The organism is Nocardioides lianchengensis (assembly GCF_900101465.1).
Classification (GTDB): Bacteria; Actinomycetota; Actinomycetes; order Propionibacteriales; family Nocardioidaceae; genus Nocardioides; species Nocardioides lianchengensis.
This window is the reverse complement of record NZ_FMZM01000001.1, coordinates 107,864-124,710: the sequence shown is the minus strand read 5'-3', so window position 1 is coordinate 124,710 and position 16,847 is coordinate 107,864. Positions and strand designations below refer to the sequence as shown.

General features: G+C 72.0%; 25 protein-coding genes. 9 read left to right on the top strand and 16 right to left on the bottom strand.

What is annotated here, in order from left to right:
- From rplE to rpsJ, 14 genes are all read right to left on the bottom strand, one after another.
- The gene (gene rplE, locus BLT76_RS00690; RefSeq protein WP_090849744.1) at positions 1–579 is read right to left on the bottom strand and encodes a 50S ribosomal protein L5; all 579 of its coding nucleotides are present in this window, start codon (positions 577–579) and stop codon (positions 1–3) included.
- On the bottom strand, positions 579–941 hold the full coding sequence (gene rplX, locus BLT76_RS00685) for a 50S ribosomal protein L24 (protein WP_090849742.1): 363 nt from the start codon (positions 939–941) through the stop codon (positions 579–581). Before rplX ends, rplE begins: the two co-directional genes overlap by 1 nt.
- Positions 941–1,309: a 50S ribosomal protein L14 gene (gene rplN / locus BLT76_RS00680; protein ID WP_090849740.1), complete on the bottom strand. Its 369-nt coding sequence runs from the start codon at positions 1,307–1,309 to the stop codon at positions 941–943. The genes rplX and rplN overlap by 1 nt, the downstream gene beginning before the upstream one ends.
- A gap of 88 nt (positions 1,310–1,397) precedes the next feature.
- Positions 1,398–1,673, bottom strand: coding sequence for a 30S ribosomal protein S17 (rpsQ, locus tag BLT76_RS00675; RefSeq protein WP_090849738.1), 276 nt, complete (start codon positions 1,671–1,673; stop codon positions 1,398–1,400).
- Positions 1,670–1,909, bottom strand: coding sequence for a 50S ribosomal protein L29 (gene rpmC / locus BLT76_RS00670; RefSeq protein ID WP_090849736.1), 240 nt, complete (start codon positions 1,907–1,909; stop codon positions 1,670–1,672). Before rpmC ends, rpsQ begins: the two co-directional genes overlap by 4 nt.
- Positions 1,909–2,328 (bottom strand): 50S ribosomal protein L16, encoded by a 420-nt coding sequence (gene rplP, locus BLT76_RS00665; protein ID WP_090849734.1) that lies wholly within the window; start codon positions 2,326–2,328, stop codon positions 1,909–1,911. The genes rpmC and rplP overlap by 1 nt, the downstream gene beginning before the upstream one ends.
- Before the next feature lie 2 nt (positions 2,329–2,330).
- Positions 2,331–3,173 carry a 30S ribosomal protein S3 gene (gene rpsC, locus BLT76_RS00660; protein ID WP_090849732.1) on the bottom strand — a complete coding sequence of 281 codons (843 nt, stop codon included), beginning with the start codon at positions 3,171–3,173 and terminating at the stop codon, positions 2,331–2,333.
- 1 nt (position 3,174) lies between these two features.
- Positions 3,175–3,600, bottom strand: coding sequence for a 50S ribosomal protein L22 (gene rplV, locus BLT76_RS00655; RefSeq protein ID WP_090849730.1), 426 nt, complete (start codon positions 3,598–3,600; stop codon positions 3,175–3,177).
- Positions 3,597–3,878 carry a 30S ribosomal protein S19 gene (gene rpsS / locus BLT76_RS00650; RefSeq protein WP_090849727.1) on the bottom strand — a complete coding sequence of 94 codons (282 nt, stop codon included), beginning with the start codon at positions 3,876–3,878 and terminating at the stop codon, positions 3,597–3,599. The genes rplV and rpsS overlap by 4 nt, the downstream gene beginning before the upstream one ends.
- Before the next feature lie 5 nt (positions 3,879–3,883).
- Entirely contained in the window at positions 3,884–4,720 is an 837-nt protein-coding gene (gene rplB, locus BLT76_RS00645; RefSeq protein ID WP_090849725.1) for a 50S ribosomal protein L2, read from the bottom strand.
- A gap of 29 nt (positions 4,721–4,749) precedes the next feature.
- Positions 4,750–5,055, bottom strand: a complete 306-nt coding sequence (gene rplW, locus BLT76_RS00640) for a 50S ribosomal protein L23 (RefSeq protein WP_090849723.1) — start codon at positions 5,053–5,055, stop codon at positions 4,750–4,752.
- On the bottom strand, positions 5,052–5,678 hold the full coding sequence (gene rplD / locus BLT76_RS00635) for a 50S ribosomal protein L4 (RefSeq protein ID WP_090849721.1): 627 nt from the start codon (positions 5,676–5,678) through the stop codon (positions 5,052–5,054). The genes rplW and rplD overlap by 4 nt, the downstream gene beginning before the upstream one ends.
- 2 nt (positions 5,679–5,680) lie before the next feature.
- Entirely contained in the window at positions 5,681–6,340 is a 660-nt protein-coding gene (gene rplC, locus BLT76_RS00630) for a 50S ribosomal protein L3 (RefSeq protein ID WP_090849720.1), read from the bottom strand.
- Between the two features lie 11 nt (positions 6,341–6,351).
- Positions 6,352–6,660, bottom strand: a complete 309-nt coding sequence (gene rpsJ, locus BLT76_RS00625; protein ID WP_008360994.1) for a 30S ribosomal protein S10 — start codon at positions 6,658–6,660, stop codon at positions 6,352–6,354.
- 413 nt (positions 6,661–7,073) lie between these two features.
- On the opposite strand from rpsJ, the gene BLT76_RS00620 reads away from it, so the two are divergent.
- The 7 genes from BLT76_RS00620 (at position 7,074) to BLT76_RS00590 (ending at position 13,924) form a co-directional block, all read left to right on the top strand.
- Complete coding sequence (locus BLT76_RS00620; protein WP_090849718.1) at positions 7,074–8,234, top strand: NAD(P)H-dependent amine dehydrogenase family protein; 1,161 nt, start codon at positions 7,074–7,076, stop codon at positions 8,232–8,234.
- A 4-nt stretch (positions 8,235–8,238) separates the two neighbouring features.
- Positions 8,239–8,730 (top strand): carboxymuconolactone decarboxylase family protein, encoded by a 492-nt coding sequence (locus tag BLT76_RS00615; RefSeq protein WP_090849716.1) that lies wholly within the window; start codon positions 8,239–8,241, stop codon positions 8,728–8,730.
- 65 nt (positions 8,731–8,795) lie between these two features.
- Positions 8,796–9,929 carry a hypothetical protein gene (locus BLT76_RS00610; protein ID WP_170866888.1) on the top strand — a complete coding sequence of 378 codons (1,134 nt, stop codon included), beginning with the start codon at positions 8,796–8,798 and terminating at the stop codon, positions 9,927–9,929.
- Positions 9,926–10,546 (top strand): DUF4129 domain-containing protein, encoded by a 621-nt coding sequence (locus BLT76_RS00605; RefSeq protein ID WP_090849712.1) that lies wholly within the window; start codon positions 9,926–9,928, stop codon positions 10,544–10,546. The genes BLT76_RS00610 and BLT76_RS00605 overlap by 4 nt, the downstream gene beginning before the upstream one ends.
- On the top strand, positions 10,543–11,661 hold the full coding sequence (locus tag BLT76_RS00600; RefSeq protein WP_090849710.1) for a DUF4350 domain-containing protein: 1,119 nt from the start codon (positions 10,543–10,545) through the stop codon (positions 11,659–11,661). The genes BLT76_RS00605 and BLT76_RS00600 overlap by 4 nt, the downstream gene beginning before the upstream one ends.
- Entirely contained in the window at positions 11,658–12,629 is a 972-nt protein-coding gene (locus BLT76_RS00595; RefSeq protein ID WP_090849708.1) for an AAA family ATPase, read from the top strand. Before BLT76_RS00600 ends, BLT76_RS00595 begins: the two co-directional genes overlap by 4 nt.
- 2 nt (positions 12,630–12,631) lie before the next feature.
- A complete protein-coding gene (locus BLT76_RS00590) occupies positions 12,632–13,924 on the top strand; it encodes a DUF58 domain-containing protein (protein WP_090849706.1) in 1,293 nt (430 codons plus the stop codon).
- 7 nt (positions 13,925–13,931) lie between these two features.
- Here the strand turns inward: BLT76_RS00590 and BLT76_RS00585 are convergent, their stop codons facing one another.
- Complete coding sequence (locus tag BLT76_RS00585; RefSeq protein ID WP_090849704.1) at positions 13,932–14,927, bottom strand: stage II sporulation protein M; 996 nt, start codon at positions 14,925–14,927, stop codon at positions 13,932–13,934.
- Positions 14,928–14,969: 42 nt separating this feature from the next.
- On the opposite strand from BLT76_RS00585, the gene BLT76_RS00580 reads away from it, so the two are divergent.
- Positions 14,970–15,779: an RDD family protein gene (locus BLT76_RS00580; protein WP_090849702.1), complete on the top strand. Its 810-nt coding sequence runs from the start codon at positions 14,970–14,972 to the stop codon at positions 15,777–15,779.
- Positions 15,776–16,273: a helix-turn-helix domain-containing protein gene (locus BLT76_RS00575; RefSeq protein WP_090849700.1), complete on the top strand. Its 498-nt coding sequence runs from the start codon at positions 15,776–15,778 to the stop codon at positions 16,271–16,273. The genes BLT76_RS00580 and BLT76_RS00575 overlap by 4 nt, the downstream gene beginning before the upstream one ends.
- Here BLT76_RS00575 and BLT76_RS00570 read toward each other — a convergent pair.
- Entirely contained in the window at positions 16,184–16,735 is a 552-nt protein-coding gene (locus BLT76_RS00570; protein ID WP_090849698.1) for a hypothetical protein, read from the bottom strand. The genes BLT76_RS00575 and BLT76_RS00570 overlap by 90 nt on opposite strands.
- Positions 16,736–16,847: the final 112 nt, after the last annotated feature.

Here is a 16,847-nt window from a genome sequence, read left to right as displayed (position 1 = left end):
TCAGTTCTCCTTGAACGGGAAGCCGAGCTGCTTGAGCAGCGCGCGGCCCTGGTCGTCGTTGGTGGCCGTGGTCACGATGGTGATGTCCATGCCGCGCGACCGGTCGATCCGGTCCTGGTCGATCTCGTGGAACATGACCTGCTCGGTCAGACCGAAGGTGTAGTTGCCACGACCGTCGAACTGGCCGGGGTTGAGGCCGCGGAAGTCGCGGATCCGGGGCAGCGCCAGCGACAGCAGGCGGTCCAGGAACTCCCACATCCGGTCGCCGCGCAGCGTGGTGTGCGCACCGATCGGCATGCCCTCGCGGAGCTTGAACTGCGCGATGGACTTGCGGGCCTTGGTCACCAGCGGCTTCTGGCCGGTGATCGCGGTGAGGTCCTTGACCGCACCCTCGATCAGCTTGGAGTCGCGAGCCGCCTCGCCGACGCCCATGTTCACCACGATCTTCACCAGGCCGGGGACCTGCATGACGTTCGGGATCTCGAACTCGGACTTCAGCGCGGGGAGGATCTCCTCGCGGTAGCGGGTCTTGAGACGCGGCGTGACGGCCGCGGACGCGGTGGTCTGGGTCTCGGTCATCAGATTTCCTTGCCGGTCTTGCGCGAGATGCGGACGCTGCGCGTCGCGGAGTACGTCGAGCCGTCCGGGCGCCGCTTGGTGACCTCGTCACGGCGGAAGCCGATCCGGGTCACGCCGTCGCCCTCGACGAGCATGACGTTGGAGACGTGGATCGGCGCCTCGGCGGTGATGATGCCGCCGGTGGTGCCGGCGCGACCGCCCTGGTTGACGACCTTGGTGTGCCGCTTGACGCGGTTGACGCCCTCGACGATCACCCGCTGCTCCTCGCGGAGCACCTGGATGACCTTGCCCTCGGCGCCCTTGTCCTTGCCGGCGATCACCTTGACGGTGTCGCCCTTCTTGATGTTCAGCGACTTGGTCATCACAGCACCTCCGGCGCCAGCGAGATGATCTTCATGAACTTCTTCTCGCGCAGCTCGCGGCCGACGGGGCCGAAGATGCGCGTGCCGCGCGGCTCGCCGTCGTTCTTGAGGATGACGGCGGCGTTCTCGTCGAAGCGGATGTACGAACCGTCGGCACGACGGCGCTCCTTGACGGTGCGCACGATGACGGCCTTGACGACGTCACCCTTCTTGACGTTGCCACCGGGGATCGCGTCCTTGACGGTGGCGACGATGACGTCACCGATACCGGCGTAGCGCCGACCCGAGCCACCGAGAACACGGATGCAAAGGATCTCCTTCGCACCGGTGTTGTCGGCGACCTTGAGTCGCGACTCCTGCTGAATCACTGTTCTCTCCTTGTCGAGCCGGTTCTCGTCCCCTCACGGGAGACGAGCCTGGCCGAACGGTGTTGGGTGGAGGGCTGGGCCCTCCGGATCACTTGGCCTTCTCGATGACCTGGACGACGCGCCAGCGCTTGGTGGCGGACAGCGGGCGGGTCTCCATGAGGAGGACCCGGTCGCCGATGCCGCACTCGTTGGCCTCGTCGTGCGCCTTGAGCTTGCTCGTGCGGCGCAGGACCTTGCCGTACAGGGCGTGCTTCACGCGGTCCTCGACGGACACGACGACGGTCTTGTCCATCTTGTCGCTGACGACCAGGCCCTCGCGGACCTTGCGCGCGTTGCGCTCGGTGGTCGGGGTCTGCTCGCTCATGCGGCACCATCCTCGTCGTTCGAGCCCGGGGCGGTCCGGATGCCGAGCTCGCGCTCACGCACCACGGTGTAGATCCGGGCGATGTCCTTCTTGACCGTGCGGAGCCGGCCGTGGCTCTCCAGCTGGCCGGTGGCCGCCTGGAAGCGGAGGTTGAAGAGCTCCTCCTTGGCCTCGCGCAGCTTGGCCTCGAGGTCGATGTCGTTCATCTCGTCGAGCTCGTGAGCAGTCGTCGCCATCAGAATTCACCTGCCTCACGGGTGATGAACCGGCACTTCATGGGGAGCTTGTGCATCGCGCGGCGCATGGCCTCGCGGGCGGTGAGCTCGTCCACACCGGAGAGTTCGAACATGACACGGCCGGGCTTGACGTTCGCGACCCACCACTCGGGCGAGCCCTTGCCGGAACCCATCCGGGTCTCGGCGGGCTTCTTGGTCAGCGGGCGGTCGGGGTAGATGTTGATCCACACCTTGCCGCCACGCTTGATGTGACGGGTCATCGCGATACGCGCCGACTCGATCTGGCGGTTGGTCACGTAGTGGCCCTCGACCGCCTGGATGCCGAAGTCGCCGAAGGCGAGCTTCGTGCCACCCTTGGCCGCACCGGTCCGCTTGGGGTGGTGCTGCTTGCGGTGCTTGACACGACGGGGCATCAACATGGTCAGGCCTCCTTCGGGGCTTCAGCGGCGGGAGCCGCGGCCTCGGCCGGAGCGTCGGCAGCGGGAGCGGCGTCGCCACGGTCCGAACGGGTCGGACGGTCGCCACGCGAGCCACGGGTCGGACGGTCGGCGCCGCGAGCACCGCCGCGAGCACCGTCGCGGCCACCGCGACCGGGGACACCGGCGCGGGCAGCGGCCTGGGCCTGGCGCTCGGCACGGGTGCCGGCGACCTCGCCCTTGTAGATCCAGACCTTCACGCCGATGCGGCCGAAGGTGGTCTTGGCCTCGTAGAAGCCGTAGTCGATGTCGGCCCGCAGGGTGTGCAGCGGCACGCGGCCCTCGCGGTAGAACTCGGTGCGCGACATCTCGGCGCCGTTGAGCCGGCCGGAGCACTGGATCCGGATGCCCTTGGCACCGGAGCGCATCGAGGTCTGCATCGCCTTGCGCATCGCGCGACGGAACTGCACGCGACCGGCGAGCTGCTCGGCGACACCCTGGGCGACCAGCTGCGCGTCGATCTCGGGGTTCTTGACCTCGAGGATGTTCAGCTGGACCTGCTTGCCGGTGAGCTTCTCGAGCTCGCCGCGGATGCGGTCGGCCTCGGCGCCACGGCGACCGATGACGATGCCCGGACGCGCGGTGTGGATGTCGACGCGGACCCGGTCACGGGTGCGCTCGATCTCGACCTTCGCGATGCCGGCCCGCTCCATGCCCTTGCTGAGCAGCTTGCGGATGGCGACGTCCTCGCCGACGTACGACTTGTAGAGCTTGTCGGCGTACCACCGCGACTTGTGGTCGGTGGAGATGCCGAGGCGGAACCCGTTCGGGTTGATCTTCTGTCCCATATCAGGCCTTCCGTCCCTTCTTCTCGGCGACCACGGCGGCCGGCTGCACGACCAGCGTGATGTGGCTGGTGCGCTTGTTGATGCGGGTCGCGCGGCCCTGGGCCCGGGGGCGCCAGCGCTTCATCGTCGGACCCTCGTCGACCTGGGCACCGGCGACCACGAGGTCACCGGCGTCGAGGCCCTCGGTCGTCGTCGCGTTGGCGACGGCGCTCTCAAGGACCTTGTAGACGGTCTCGGAGGCGGCCTGCGGCGCGAACTGCAGGAGCGAGAGGGCCTCGTCCACGGGCAGGCCGCGGACCAGGTCGACGACGCGACGGGCCTTCATCGGGGTGATCCGCGCGAAGCGGGCGGTCGCGAAGGCTCCCGGCTGGTCGCCGAGCAGCGTCTCGCGGCGGGCGCTGGTGCGCTGACGCTCGGTCGTGCTCATCGGCGACGTCCCTTCCGGTCTTCCTTCACGTGCCCGCGGTAGGTGCGGGTCGGGGCGAACTCGCCCAGCTTGTGGCCGACCATCGAGTCGGTCACGAACACCGGGACGTGCTTGCGGCCGTCGTGCACGGCGATGGTGTGGCCGATCATGTCGGGGATGATCATGGAGCGGCGCGACCACGTCTTGATGACGTTGTGGGAACCCTTGGCGTTCTCCGCGTCCACCTTCTTCTGAAGGTGGTCGTCGATGAAGGGGCCCTTCTTCAGGCTGCGAGGCATCTCAGTTACTTCCTACCCTTGCCGGACTTGCGGCGACGGATGATCTGGGAGTCGGAGGCCTTGCGCTTGCGCGTGCGGCCCTCGGGCTTGCCCCACGGGGAGACCGGGTGACGGCCACCGGAGGTCTTGCCCTCGCCACCACCGTGCGGGTGGTCGACCGGGTTCATGACGACACCGCGGACGGTCGGGCGCTTGCCCTTCCAACGCATCCGGCCGGCCTTGCCCCAGTTGATGTTCGACTGCTCGGCGTTGCCGACCTCGCCGATCGTGGCGCGGCAGCGCACGTCGACGAAGCGCATCTCGCCCGAGGGCAGACGCAGCGTGGCGCGGCTGCCCTCACGGGCGACCAGCTGGGCGCTGTTGCCGGCGGAGCGGGCCATCTTGGCACCGCCGCCCGGCCGCAGCTCCACGCAGTGGATGGTCGAACCGACGGGGATGTTGCGCAGCGGCAGGTTGTTGCCCGGCTTGATGTCGGCGTTCGGGCCCGACTCGACCGGCGTGCCCTGCTCCAGGCCCTTCGGCGCGACGATGTAGCGCTTCTCGCCGTCGGCGTAGTGCAGGAGCGCGATGCGCGCGGTGCGGTTCGGGTCGTACTCGATGTGCGCGACCTTGGCCGGCACGCCGTCCTTGTCGTAGCGACGGAAGTCGATGATGCGGTAGGCACGCTTGTGACCGCCGCCCTGGTGCCGGGTGGTGATCCGGCCCTGGTTGTTGCGGCCGCCCTTCTTGGGCAGCGGACGCGTCAGCGACTTCTCCGGCGTGGTCCGGGTGATCTCGACGAAGTCGGCCACCGAGGAGCCACGACGGCCCGGGGTGGTCGGCTTGTACTTGCGGATAGCCATATCTCAGTCCTCGTGATCTCAGAGCCCGGTCAGGAGACCGGACCTCCGAAGATGTCGATGCGGTGGCCCTCGGCGAGCGAGACGATCGCGCGCTTGGTGTCCTTGCGCTTGCCGAGCCCGTTGCGGGTACGGCGCGTCTTGCCGACGCGGTTGATCGTGTTCACCGAGGTGACCTTGACGCCGAAGACCTTCTCGACCGCGATCTTGATCTCGGTCTTGTTGGCGTCGGGACGCACGATGAAGGTGTACTTGTTGGCGTCGAGGAGGCTGTAGCTCTTCTCGGACACGACCGGCGCGATCAGGATGTCGCGGTGGTCCTTGTGCAGGGTGCTCACTTGGAGACCTCCTTGGCGGTACCGCTCACGAACGCGTCGTAGGCGCCCTTGCTGAAGACGATGTCGTCAGCCGCGAGCACGTCGTAGGTGTTGAGCTGGTCGACGGCCACCAGGTGGACCTCCTGCGCGTTGCGCAGGGAGAGCCAGGTGACGGTGTCGGTGCGCTCCAGCACGACCAGGAAGTTGACGCGGTCGGCCAGGCCGGCGAGCGCGGCCAGCGCGGCCTTGGTCGACGGCGCGTCGCCGGAGACCAGGGCGTCGACGACGTGGATGCGCTCGTTGCGGGCCCGGTCGGAGAGGGCACCGCGCAGGGCGGCGGCCTTCATCTTCTTGGGGGTGCGCTGGTCGTAGTCACGCGGCTTGGGGCCGTGGACGACGCCACCACCGGCGAACTGCGGCGCGCGGGTCGAGCCCTGGCGGGCGCGGCCGGTGCCCTTCTGCTTGTAGGGCTTGCGGCCACCACCGCGGACCTCGCCGCGACGCTTGGTGGAGTGCGTGCCCTGACGAGCGGCAGCCTGCTGGGCCACGACGACCTGGTGGATCAGCGGCACGTTGACGGCCACGTCGAAGATCTCGGCGGGCAGCTCGACCTTGACGGTCTTCGCGGTGCTCTTGGTAGCCATGCTCAGGCCTCCTGAGTCTTCTTGGCGGCCGAGCGCAGGACCACGAGCCCACCCTTGGGGCCGGGAACGGCGCCCTTGAGGAGGATCAGGCCACGCTCGACGTCGACGGCGTGCACGGTGATGTTCTGCGTGGTGACGGTGTCGTTGCCCATCCGGCCGGCCATCCGGACACCCTTGAACACGCGACCGGGGGTCGCGCAGGCGCCGATCGAGCCGGGCTTGCGGTGGTTGCGGTGAGCACCGTGCGAGGCCGAGACACCGGCGAAGCCGTGGCGCTTCATGACGCCGGCGAAGCCCTTGCCCTTGCTGGTGCCGGTCACGTCGATCTCCTCGCCGGCGGCGAAGGTGTCGACGGGCAGCTCCTGGCCCACGGTGTACTCGGTCGCGGCGGTCGTCCGGATCTCGACCACGTGGCGGCGCGGCGTGACGCCGGCCTTCTCGAAGTGGCCGGTCTCGGGCTTGGTGACCTTGCGGGCCTCGATCTCGCCGAAGCCGATCTGGACGGCGTTGTAGCCGTCGACCTCGGGCGTGCGCACCTGCGTCACGACGTTGGTGCCGGCGGCGATCACGGTCACGGGGACGACGCGGTTGTTCTCGTCCCACAGCTGGGTCATGCCGAGCTTGGTGCCCAGCAGCCCCTTCGCGTTGCGTTCGAAAGTCATGTCCTCAGACCTCAGAGCTTGATCTCGATGTCGACGCCGGCAGGCAGGTCGAGCCGCATCAGCGAGTCGACCGTCTTCGGCGTGGGGTCGATGATGTCGATGAGGCGCTTGTGGGTGCGCATCTCGAAGTGCTCGCGGGAGTCCTTGTACTTGTGGGGCGAGCGGATGACGCAGTACACGTTCTTCTCGGTCGGCAGCGGCACCGGGCCGGCGACCTTGGCACCCGTGCGGGTGACCGTGTCCACGATCTTGCGCGCCGAGGTGTCGATCACCTCGTGGTCATAGGCCTTGAGCCTGATGCGGATCTTCTGTCCCGCCATAGGTCTCTCTCGTCCTTACTTCTCAGCTGCCGCGTGCTTGTCCAGGACGTCCTCCGGCTGAGTAGGTCCTGCCCTGCTGCTCGCCACCCTGCTCCGACCCCCGCGGTCGGGCGTGTCGCGGCCCTGAGGCGCAACACAGGACCGGGATCCTGAGCTTGGTTGTGTGTGGCCCTCGACGGTGTGTCGAGATGATCGGGTCTCCCCTCTGCATCACTGCAGAGCCGGTGCGGACGCACACCAGACCACCGAGGATCTCCAAGTTGGAGAGGGAGACGCGATTCAGTAGTCAAGATGTGCCGCACCCCGGTGACCCACCGGAGCAACCGGACTATCTTGGCAGACATCCCCAGCAGCGCCAAATTCGGCGGCTCGTGCCCCTGACCGGGGCCGTCGGTGTCGGCTACTGTCCGACCATGCAGAACGAGAACACGTTCTATTCCGACGCGGGATCCGCTGGTCAGAGCGTACCCGTCGTCGTCTGGGGCACGGGGAACATGGGCCGCGCGTCGATCCGGGCCGTGGCCGCCCACCCGGGCCTCGAGCTCGTCGGCGCGCTGGTGGCCAATCCCGACAAGGTCGGCCGCGATGCGGGTGAGCTCGCGGGCCTCGACCGGCCCCTCGGCGTACCGGCCACTGCGGACGTCGACACCGCGCTCGCCGCTCTCGGGGGTGGGGGCGCCGTGGCCTACATGGCGTCGGGCGACGTCCGACCCGACGAGGCGCTCGCCGACGTGGCCCGCGCCCTGGCCGCCGGCGCGGTCGTGGTGACCCCGGCCGTCTACGCGCTCTACGACCAGCGCAACGCCCCTGCCGCGATGCGGGAGCCGCTGCTGGCCGCGGCCCGCGCGGGACGTTCGGCCCTCTTCGTCAGCGGGGTCGATCCCGGCTGGGGCAACGACCTGCTGCCGGTGCTCGTCAGCTCCCTCGCCGGGACCATCGACCAGGTCCGCTGCCAGGAGATCTTCGACTACGCGACGTACGACGCCCCCGACGCGGTGCGCTTCCTGGTCGGGATGGGCGAGCCGATGGACTACGAGCCGCCGATGGTCGCCGCCGGGGTGCCGACGATGGTCTGGGGCGGCCAGGTGCGGATGATCGCGCGGGCACTCGGCGTCGAGCTCGACGAGATCCGCGAGACGCTCGACCGCCGGGCCCTCGACGCCGACGTCACCAACCAGATGGGCACCTTCGTCGCCGGGAGCCAGGGCGCGCTGCGCTTCGAGGTGCAGGGGGTCGTCGGCGGCGAGCCGCTCATCGTCGTCGAGCACGTCACCCGGATCACCCCCGGCGTCGCCCCCGACTGGCCCGTCCCGCCCGACGGCGGCGACGGCGCGCACAAGGTGGTGATCGAGGGTCGGCCGCGCATCGAGGTCAGCCTCGAGGCCACCGACGAGTTCGTCGACGGCATCGGCAACCGCGCCGCCGGCGGCAACGCGACCGCCGCCAACCGGCTGGTGAACGCCATCCCGTGGCTGCTCACCGCCGAGCCCGGCCTGTACGACGGGCTCGACGTACCGCTCGCTCCACCCACCGGCCGCCTCGGCCGCACGACCCCTGCATCCATCGGAAGGTGACCTCATGATCGTCGACATCCCCGAGGGCAAGGACCCCCTCATGTACGTCTGGGGCCAGATGGTCCCCGGCATCGGCCCCGCCGCGGCGACGTTCTCCCAGGCCGTCTACGAGCACGGCACCATCGAGCTGCGCACGTTCGAGGCCGCCCGGCTGCGCACCGCCCAGATCAACGGCTGCCTGTTCTGCCAGGACTGGCGCACCGAGCGCGACGGCGTGAAGGTCGAGGACGGCTTCGACGAGGCCGTCACCGCCTGGCGCACCAGCCCGGCCCTCGACGAGCGCGCCCGGCTCGCCGCGGAGTACGCCGAGCGGTACGCGCTCGACCACCACGGCCTGGACGACGGCTTCTGGACCCGGATGAAGGCGGCCTACTCCGACCGCGAGATCGTCGAGCTGTCGATGTGCCTCGGTTCCTGGATCGCCTTCGGGCGGCTCAACCGGGTGCTGGGTCTCGACGAGGCGTGCGTGCTGCCGGACCACCTGTCGAAGCGCTGACGCGGGCGGCGCGCCCGCCTGACAGGATGGGCGCGCCGGAGACCGGAGCGGAAACGGGAGTTCAGATGTCGGGCCACGAGAGCTACCCGCCCCCGGGCTCGCAGCCACCACCGCCGCCGGGCTGGCAGCAGCCGCCCCCGCAGGCACCGCAGGCACCGCCTGGGTGGCAGCAGCAGCCCCCGGCCGGGTGGCCGCCGCCGTACCCCGCCCCGCCGTCCGGTCCCTGGCCGCCCGCGGCGAGCATGCTCGGGGCCGCCCACAAGCCGGGCGCGATCCCGCTGCGCCCGCTCGGGCTCGGCGACGTGTATGACGGCGCCTTCAAGATCATTCGCTACAACCCGAAGGCCACGGCCGGGGTCGCGGTGCTGGTCACCGTGGTGAGCACGGTGCTCACGCTGCTGACCGTGGCGGCCCTGCTCGCCCTCGGGGCGACGTTCACCCGGTCCACCGCGTTCTCCGGGTCGAGCGGGGACTCGCTCACCGACACCTACGGAGGGACGGCGCAGTTCCTCTCCACCACGGTCCTGCCGATGCTCCTGCAGTCCCTCGGGACGCTGGTGGTGTCCGGCACGGTGGCGCACGTGGTGCTGGCGGCCGCGACCGGGCGAAGGATGACGATCGGCCAGGCCTGGGCCGCCACGCAGGGACGGCGCTGGCGCCTGGTCGGGCTGACCCTGCTCCTGGGTCTGCTGACCGTGCTGCTCGTCGGGGCCTACGCCGCGTCGTGGCTGCTCGTCGACGGCCTGGCCGCACGCGTCCTCTACGGGCTGGTCGGCGGTCCGCTCTTCGTGGGCCTGATGTGGTGGTTCTGGATCCGGGTCTACTACCTGCCCGTGCCCGCGCTGATGCTGGAGGACGTGGGCGTGCTCGGTGCGATCCGGCGCGGCCACGGCCTGACCCGTCGCGCGTTCTGGCGCACCTTCGGGATCGCCCTGCTCACCATCGTCGTGACGGGCGTGGCCGCGTCGATGCTCGCGGTGCCCTTCCTCATCCTCGGCGAGGTGGCGGCCGCGTTCGTCGACGGCTCGGCGGGCGTGCTGGCCGTCGAGGCCACGACGGGGCTGAGCACGATCGTGGCCTCGGCCTTCGTCACCCCGTTCACGGCCGCGGTGGCGACGCTGCAGTACGTCGACCTCCGGATGCGCAAGGAGGCGTTCGACGTCGAGCTGCTCGGCATGGCGGGGATCGTCGAGCGGTGAGCCCGCTGCTCCGGATGCCGCTGTCCGACCCTCCGCTCGTCCCCTCGCCCGACGACGCCCGTGCGCGGCTCCGGGAGGAGCTGGTCCGCCCGGAGTACCACGACCGGAACGTGCTGCAGCAGATCCTCGACGCGGTCGGGCGGTGGTTCGACGACACCGTCGATGCGGCGAGTGGGGCTCCCCCGCTCAGCACCGCCGCGGCGCTCCTGGTCGCGGTGCTGCTCCTGGTCGGCCTCGGTCTGCTGGTGTCGCGGGTCCGGTCCGCGCCGCGGGCGGAACGGGCCGGCGCGGTGCTCGGCGACGAGGCCGTCTCGTCGGCGGAGCTGCGGGCCCGGGCCCGGGCCGCCATGGCCGAGGAGCGGTACGAGGACGCGGTGGTCGAGGGCTTCCGCGCCCTGACCGTCGGCCAGGTCGAGCAGGGCCGGCTCGACGACCGACCCGGCGCGACCGCCCACGAGGTCGCGGCGGCCCTGGCGTCCGACCGCCCGGACCTGCGGGAGCGGGTGATCGCCGGTGCCGGCATCTTCGACCAGGTCAGGTACGGCGACCGCCGCGCCACCCGCGAGCAGGCCGCCGGTGTCCTCGCCCTCGACGACGCGCTCGAGGGGGTCCGGTGAGCACCCTCGTCGCCACCGGCCGTCGGCACCGGTCGAGCCTGCTGGTCGCGGTCGTGCTGCTGCTCGGCGTCGTCGCTGCGGTCGTGCTCGGCGGTCCGGCCAGCACGACCGATCCGCTCGATCCCGACAATCCGGCACCCGACGGTGCCCGGGCGGTGGCCCGGGTGCTGGCGGACGAGGGGGTCGACGTCGACGTGGCCCGTGGCGCCGACGCCCTCGAGGCGGCGACGGTGGACGAGGCCACGACAGTGCTCGTCACCCGACCCGACCTGCTCGGCGACTCGACCGTCGAGCAGCTGCTCGACCACGGGGCACCGGCCGCGCAGGTCGTCGTCGTCGGCGCCGCGCCGGGAGCAGCCGGAGCACTCGGGGTCGGCGCGCCGTCGTCGGTGGCGCTGGGCGACGGGCGGGCTGCCGACTGCTCGGACCCGCTGGTCGGCGACCTCGAGATCGCCGTCGACCAGGCGCTCGCCTACCCCGGTCCGGGCTGCTTCGCCGACGACGAGGGCGCGGTCCTGGTCGACGGTCCGGGCAACCTCGTGCTCCTCGGCGCCGACGAGGCCCTGACCAACGACCAGGTGCTGCGTGCCGACAACGCGGCGCTCGCGCTCCGCCTGCTCGGCCAGGAGGAGCGCCTGGTCTGGTACGTCCCCGACCTGGCCGACCTCACCGGCTCCGACGGGGTCAGCGCCGCCAGCCTCGTACCCCGCTGGATCGGGCCCGGTCTGCTCCTGCTGACCCTGGTCGTCGGCTCGCTGATGCTCTGGCGGGGCCGACGGCTGGGCCGGCTGGCGGTCGAGCCGCTGCCGGTCGTGGTGACCGCGGCCGAGACCACCCGCAGCCAGGGTCGGCTCTACCGGCGCAGCGGCGACCGGGGCCACGCCGCGGCCGCGCTGCGGGCCGGCGCCCGGACCCGGCTGGCCGAGCGGCTCGCCCTGGGGACCGGCACCGCGCCCGCGGACCTGGTGCGCGCGGTCGCCGTACGCACGGGGCGGGCGGAGCCCGACGTGCACGCCCTCCTCGGCCCGGACGCTGCTGCGCCGGGCCACGACAAGGACCTGATCGCCCTGGCCACCGAGCTGGCCGCACTCGAGGAAGAGGTACGACGAGGATGACCGAGAACCCCTTCGCCGACGCCGGCGCGCGCGACCGGCTGGTCGCTGTCCGGGCCGAGGTGGCCAAGGCGGTGGTCGGCCAGGACGCCGCCGTCTCCGGGCTGCTGGTCGCGCTGCTGTGCGGTGGCCACGTGCTGATGGAGGGGGTGCCCGGCACGGCCAAGACGCTGCTGGTGCGGACCCTCGCCGGCGCGCTCGACGTCGGGACCCGGCGGGTGCAGTTCACCCCGGACCTGATGCCGGGCGACATCACAGGCTCGATGGTGATCGACTCCCACGCGGGCGAGCTCAGCTTCCGCGAGGGCCCGGTGTTCACCAACCTGCTCCTGGCCGACGAGATCAACCGGACCCCGCCGAAGACCCAGTCGGCGCTGCTGGAGGCGATGGAGGAGGGGCAGGTGTCGGTCGACGGCGTCTCGCACCCTCTCCCCCGGCCGTTCCTGGTGGCCGCGACCCAGAACCCGGTCGAGTACGAGGGCACCTACCCGCTCCCCGAGGCCCAGCTGGACCGGTTCCTGCTGAAGGTCGTGCTGCCGATCCCGCCGCGGGCCGACGAGCTGGAGATCCTGCGCCGGCACGCGGACGGGTTCGACCCGCGCGACGTGGCCGCCGCGGGGGTCACGGCGGTCGCCGGGCCGGACGACATCGCCGCCGGGCAGGCCGCCGTACGACGGGTGCAGGTCTCGCCGGAGGTCGCCGGCTACATCGTCGACATCGCCCGCGCCACCCGCGAGTCGCCGTCACTCAGCCTCGGCGTGAGCCCGCGCGGCGCCACCGCGCTGCTCCGAGCGTCGCGGGCCTGGGCCTGGCTGACCGGCCGCGACTTCGTCACCCCCGACGACGTGAAGGCGCTCGCCCACGCCACCCTCGTGCACCGCCTCGCGCTGCGGCCCGAGGCCGAGCTCGAGGGGGTCGACGTCGCGCAGGTGCTGGCCTCGGCCCTGGGCTCCGTCCCGGTCCCCCGCTAGCCGTGGCGATCTCCGGCCGCGTGCCGCTGCTCCTGCTGCTGGGCCTGGTCCCGGTGGTGCTGCGGCCTGCCGCCAGCACGGTGTGGCTCTGGCTGGCTGCGGTCGCGCTGGTCGTGGTGGCCGACGTGCTGCTCGCGCCGAGGCCGGTCCGGCTGCAGGTCGAGCGGCGGCCGGTCGGAGCGGTCCGGATCGGCGAGCCCGCCGAGTCGCAGGTACGGCTGGCCAACGACGGCACGCGCCGGGTCCGGGCGCTCGTCCGGGACGCCTGGCAGCCGACCGCCGGCGCGAGCGCGAACCGGCACCGGGTCTCGCTCGGGCCCGGTGAGGCGACCGTGCTGCGCACCCCGCTCCTCCCCCGCCGGCGCGGTGACCTGCGGGCCCTCGGGGTGACCGTCCGCGCGCACGGTCCGCTGCGGCTCGCCGCGCGGCAGGCGACCCTCGACGCGCCGGGGCACGTGCGGTCCCTGCCGGCCTTCCCGTCCCGCCGGCACCTGCCCTCGCGGCTCGCCCGATTGCGGGAGCTCGACGGGCGCGCGGCCGTGCGGGTGCGCGGGCAGGGGACGGAGTTCGACTCGCTGCGGGAGTACGTCCGCGGCGACGACGTCCGCTCGATCGACTGGCGCGCGTCGGCCCGCAACCGCAACGTCGTGGTCCGGACCTGGCAGCCCGAGCGGGATCGCCGGGTGGTGCTCGTGCTCGACACGTCGCGGACCTCGGCCGGCCGGGTCGCGGACGTCCCCCGTCTCGACTCGGCGATGGACGCGACCCTGCTCCTCGCCGCCCTCGCGGCCCGCGCCGGTGACCGGGTCGACTTCGTCGCCGGCGACCGGCGCGTCCGGGCCCGGCTTCGCTCGGCCGGCTCACGAGACGTCGCGGCCCGGCTCCAGGACGTGATGGCCGACCTTGAGCCGGTGATCGTCGAGGCCGACTGGGGCGCGCTCGCCGGCGCGGTCACCGCCCTCGGCCGCCAGCGCGCGCTGCTGGTGCTGCTGACCCCGCTGGAGCCCGCGGCCGTCGAGGAGGGTCTGCTGCCGGTCCTGCCCACGCTGACCCGCCACCACCGGGTCGTCGTCGCCTCCGTGCGCGATCCGGCGTTGGAGGAGCTGGCCGGGCGCCGTACCTCTGTCGACGACGTGTACGGCGCCGCCGCGGCCGAGCAGGCGCTGCGCCGGAGGCGAGCCACCGCCGACCTGCTCGGCGCCCTCGGCGTCGAGGTGATCGACGCCGACGCCGAGCGGCTACCGCCGGCGCTGGCCGACCACTACCTGTCGTTGAAGGCGCGCGGACTGCTCTGAGAGCGTCCTACTCCTGCATGGCCACCCGGTCCTCCAGCAGCGCGGCGTCGACGTCGCCGGTGCTGCCGCGGAGGACCGCCTGGCGGCCGAGGACGAAGACGTAGGCGAAGAAGAGAACCTCGGCGAGGACGCCGATCGCGAGCCGGGCCCAGGTGGGCAGGCCGGACGGCGTCACGAAACCCTCGATGATCCCGCTGACGAGCAGCACGGCGACGAGCCCGAGCGCGACGGTGCCGGCGGTGCGGCCCTCGCGGGCGATCGACTGGGTGCGGGTCAGGCCACGCGGCTCGACCCAGGACCAGAACAGGCGCAGGCCGACGCCGCCGGCGACGAAGACCGCGGTCAGCTCCAGCAGTCCGTGCGGGAGCAGCAGTCCCCAGAAGTGCTGCCCGTGGTCGTGGCGGTGCATGATCGAGCCGATGATCGCGAGGTTGGCGATGTTCTGGAACAGCAGGTAGACGACCGGGAACCCCAGGATCCCCAGGGCCACGCAGAGCGCGGCGACCCAGGCGTTGTTGATCCAGACCTGGGCGGCGAAGTTCCCGGCGGCGTACTCGCTGTAGTAGCCCTCGAAGTCCTCGTTGACGAGCTGGTCGACCTCGGCCGGCGACAGCAGGCTCTGCTCGACCGCGGGGTGCTGGACCAGCCAGATCATCATCACCGCGATCACGACCGCGTTGGCGACCAGGCAGCCCAGCCACCACCAGCGCAGCCGGTAGAGCGCGGCCGGGAAGCGGTCGGTGAAGAACCGGGCGACGCCGCGCCAGGAGCCGACCCGGGCACCGACGGTGCGATATCGGGCCTTGGCCAGGAGGGAGGAGAGGTAGGCGATCGTCGCCCCGTCGGGTGCGGAGGTGCGCAGCACGGAGAGGTGCGTCGCCACCCGCTGGTAGAGCTCGACCAGCTCATCGCTCTCGGCACCGCTCAGCCGCCGACGACGAACCAGGTCCTCCAGGCGCTGCCACTCGTGGGCGTGCGCGAGCACGTAGGCGTCGAGATCCACGCGATCACCCTAGTGGCGCGCGCGCCCATAGACTTCGACCCGATGTCAGCCCCGGAGTTCGCCACCCTCACCAGCGACGACCTCGTCACCGGCGAGGCCGTGGCGCTCGACCTGCCGCCGGCCGGGCTCGGGGTACGGATGGTGTCGTCGCTGATCGACGTCTGCCTCACCATCGTGCTGCTGTTCGTGGTGCTGCTGGTCTTCGTCGTCGCCGCCCTGCAGGCCGACGGCGCGATCTTCCACATCGCGATCATCGGCACCCTGATCACCGTGTTCCTGGTCTACCCGACGGCGATCGAGACCCTCACGCAGGGCCGCTCGGTCGGCAAGCTCGCGATGGGGCTGCGGACCGTCCGCGACGACGCCGGTCCGATCAGCGCCCAGCACGCCTTCGTCCGCTCGCTGATCGCCGTGGTCGAGATCTGGGCCTTCACCGGCGCGCCCGCGTTCATCTGCGCCCTGATCAGCCCCCGCGGGAAGCGGCTGGGCGACTACGCCGCCGGGACGTACGTCGTGCGCGAGCGGGTCCGGCTGCGGCTCGCCCCGCCCCCGCAGATGCCGCCGCCGCTGGCCGGCTGGGCCCGGACCGCCGACCTGACCGCGTTGCCGACCGGGCTGGCGCTGGCGGTGCGCCAGTACCTCTCCCGCCTCCCCTCCCTCGACCCGGCCTCCCGGCAGCGGATCGGGCTGGACCTCGCCGGGCGGGTGTCCGTGCACGTCGCACCCGCGCCGCCGCCGGGCACCCCGCCCGAGGCGTTCCTGGCGGCGGTCATCGCGGCTCGCCGCGAGCGGGACGCCGCCCGCCTGGCCCGTGAGGCCGAGCTCCGGCGGCGGCTGACCCGGCGCCGATGAGCCGGCGGGCCCCCGACGACACGCTCGTCCACCTGCGCCGCGCCCGGGACCACGCCGACCGGAACTTCGCGGAGCCGCTGGACCTGCCGGCGCTGGCCGCCGTGGCCGGCATCAGCAAGTACCACTTCCAGCGACTGTTCACCGCGACCTACGGGCGCAGCCCGGCGGCGTACCTCTCCGAACGGCGCATCGAGCGCGCCCAGGACCTGCTCCGCACGACCAACCTGACGGTGACCGAGGTCTGCCACGCGGTGGGGTTCTCCAGCCTCGGCTCGTTCAGCAGCCGGTTCCGGCAGCTGGTCGGCGAGACACCCAGCGCGTTCCAGCGACGGTACGCCGAGTCCGGCGTCCCGCGGGTGCCCGGCTGCTACGTCTTCATGTGGGGGCTGGCCGAACGTCGCGGGTCAGAGCCCGCTGGAGAGGACCAGCCCGTTGCGGGCCTCCAGCCGCCAGCCGGTGGCGACCGGTCCGGCCAGCCCGACCACGCCGGATGAGACGACCCGGACCGGGGTCGCCTCGGTCAGCAGCGCCTCGACCGATCCGGCCTGGGCGTCGCTGAGGCGGGCGGTCCCCGGGATCCGCCAGCGGGAGGTGCCGGGACCGCCGCCGCTGACGTGGTCGGGCGTCCCGGACTCGTCGAGCACCATCGTCTGCACCTCCTCGCTCGCGACGAGCAGCGTGACGCCGCCCTCGTCGTGGCTGATGCCGGTGACCCGGGCCCCTTCGTGGCGGGTGACGAAGTGGCGGCCCAGGTCGGGCAGGTGCCGCAGCTCGCCGAGCCGCCGGCGCAGGACGAGCGAGGCCGCCGCGACACCGGCCGCGGCCAGGGCCACGGCCAGCAGGGCGGCCGCGCCTGCGACGCGCAGGCTGGTGTCGACGCCGAGCAGGCCGGCGGGGAGCACGCCGGCGGCCAGGACGCCGACGAAGGTCAGGACGGGGGCGAGTCGCGAGGTCATGTTGTCGATCCTGCGAGCCCGGGCGGTGCGGGCGCCGTACCCCGGCTGTGGGGTGGCTGTGGTTGTCGCAACCTGGGAGAAGCAACCCGCCGTACGACGTCCCTAGCCTGGC

Excerpts from the sequence above, each read along its gene's own strand:
- rplE (WP_090849744.1), bottom strand. The coding sequence starts at position 579 with ATGACCGAGACCCAGACCACCGCGTCCGCGGCCGTCACGCCGCGTCTC.
- rplX (WP_090849742.1), bottom strand. The coding sequence starts at position 941 with ATGACCAAGTCGCTGAACATCAAGAAGGGCGACACCGTCAAGGTGATC.
- rpsQ (WP_090849738.1), bottom strand. The coding sequence starts at position 1,673 with ATGAGCGAGCAGACCCCGACCACCGAGCGCAACGCGCGCAAGGTCCGC.
- rpmC (WP_090849736.1), bottom strand. The coding sequence starts at position 1,909 with ATGGCGACGACTGCTCACGAGCTCGACGAGATGAACGACATCGACCTC.
- rplP (WP_090849734.1), bottom strand. The coding sequence starts at position 2,328 with ATGTTGATGCCCCGTCGTGTCAAGCACCGCAAGCAGCACCACCCCAAG.
- rpsC (WP_090849732.1), bottom strand. The coding sequence starts at position 3,173 with ATGGGACAGAAGATCAACCCGAACGGGTTCCGCCTCGGCATCTCCACC.
- rplV (WP_090849730.1), bottom strand. The coding sequence starts at position 3,600 with ATGAGCACGACCGAGCGTCAGCGCACCAGCGCCCGCCGCGAGACGCTG.
- rpsS (WP_090849727.1), bottom strand. The coding sequence starts at position 3,878 with ATGCCTCGCAGCCTGAAGAAGGGCCCCTTCATCGACGACCACCTTCAG.
- rplB (WP_090849725.1), bottom strand. The coding sequence starts at position 4,720 with ATGGCTATCCGCAAGTACAAGCCGACCACCCCGGGCCGTCGTGGCTCC.
- rplD (WP_090849721.1), bottom strand. The coding sequence starts at position 5,678 with ATGGCTACCAAGAGCACCGCGAAGACCGTCAAGGTCGAGCTGCCCGCC.
- rplC (WP_090849720.1), bottom strand. The coding sequence starts at position 6,340 with ATGACTTTCGAACGCAACGCGAAGGGGCTGCTGGGCACCAAGCTCGGC.
- rpsJ (WP_008360994.1), bottom strand. The coding sequence starts at position 6,660 with ATGGCGGGACAGAAGATCCGCATCAGGCTCAAGGCCTATGACCACGAG.
- BLT76_RS00620 (WP_090849718.1), top strand. The coding sequence starts at position 7,074 with ATGCAGAACGAGAACACGTTCTATTCCGACGCGGGATCCGCTGGTCAG.
- BLT76_RS00615 (WP_090849716.1), top strand. The coding sequence starts at position 8,239 with ATGATCGTCGACATCCCCGAGGGCAAGGACCCCCTCATGTACGTCTGG.
- BLT76_RS00610 (WP_170866888.1), top strand. The coding sequence starts at position 8,796 with ATGTCGGGCCACGAGAGCTACCCGCCCCCGGGCTCGCAGCCACCACCG.
- BLT76_RS00595 (WP_090849708.1), top strand. The coding sequence starts at position 11,658 with ATGACCGAGAACCCCTTCGCCGACGCCGGCGCGCGCGACCGGCTGGTC.
- BLT76_RS00580 (WP_090849702.1), top strand. The coding sequence starts at position 14,970 with ATGTCAGCCCCGGAGTTCGCCACCCTCACCAGCGACGACCTCGTCACC.
- BLT76_RS00575 (WP_090849700.1), top strand. The coding sequence starts at position 15,776 with ATGAGCCGGCGGGCCCCCGACGACACGCTCGTCCACCTGCGCCGCGCC.
- BLT76_RS00570 (WP_090849698.1), bottom strand. The coding sequence starts at position 16,735 with ATGACCTCGCGACTCGCCCCCGTCCTGACCTTCGTCGGCGTCCTGGCC.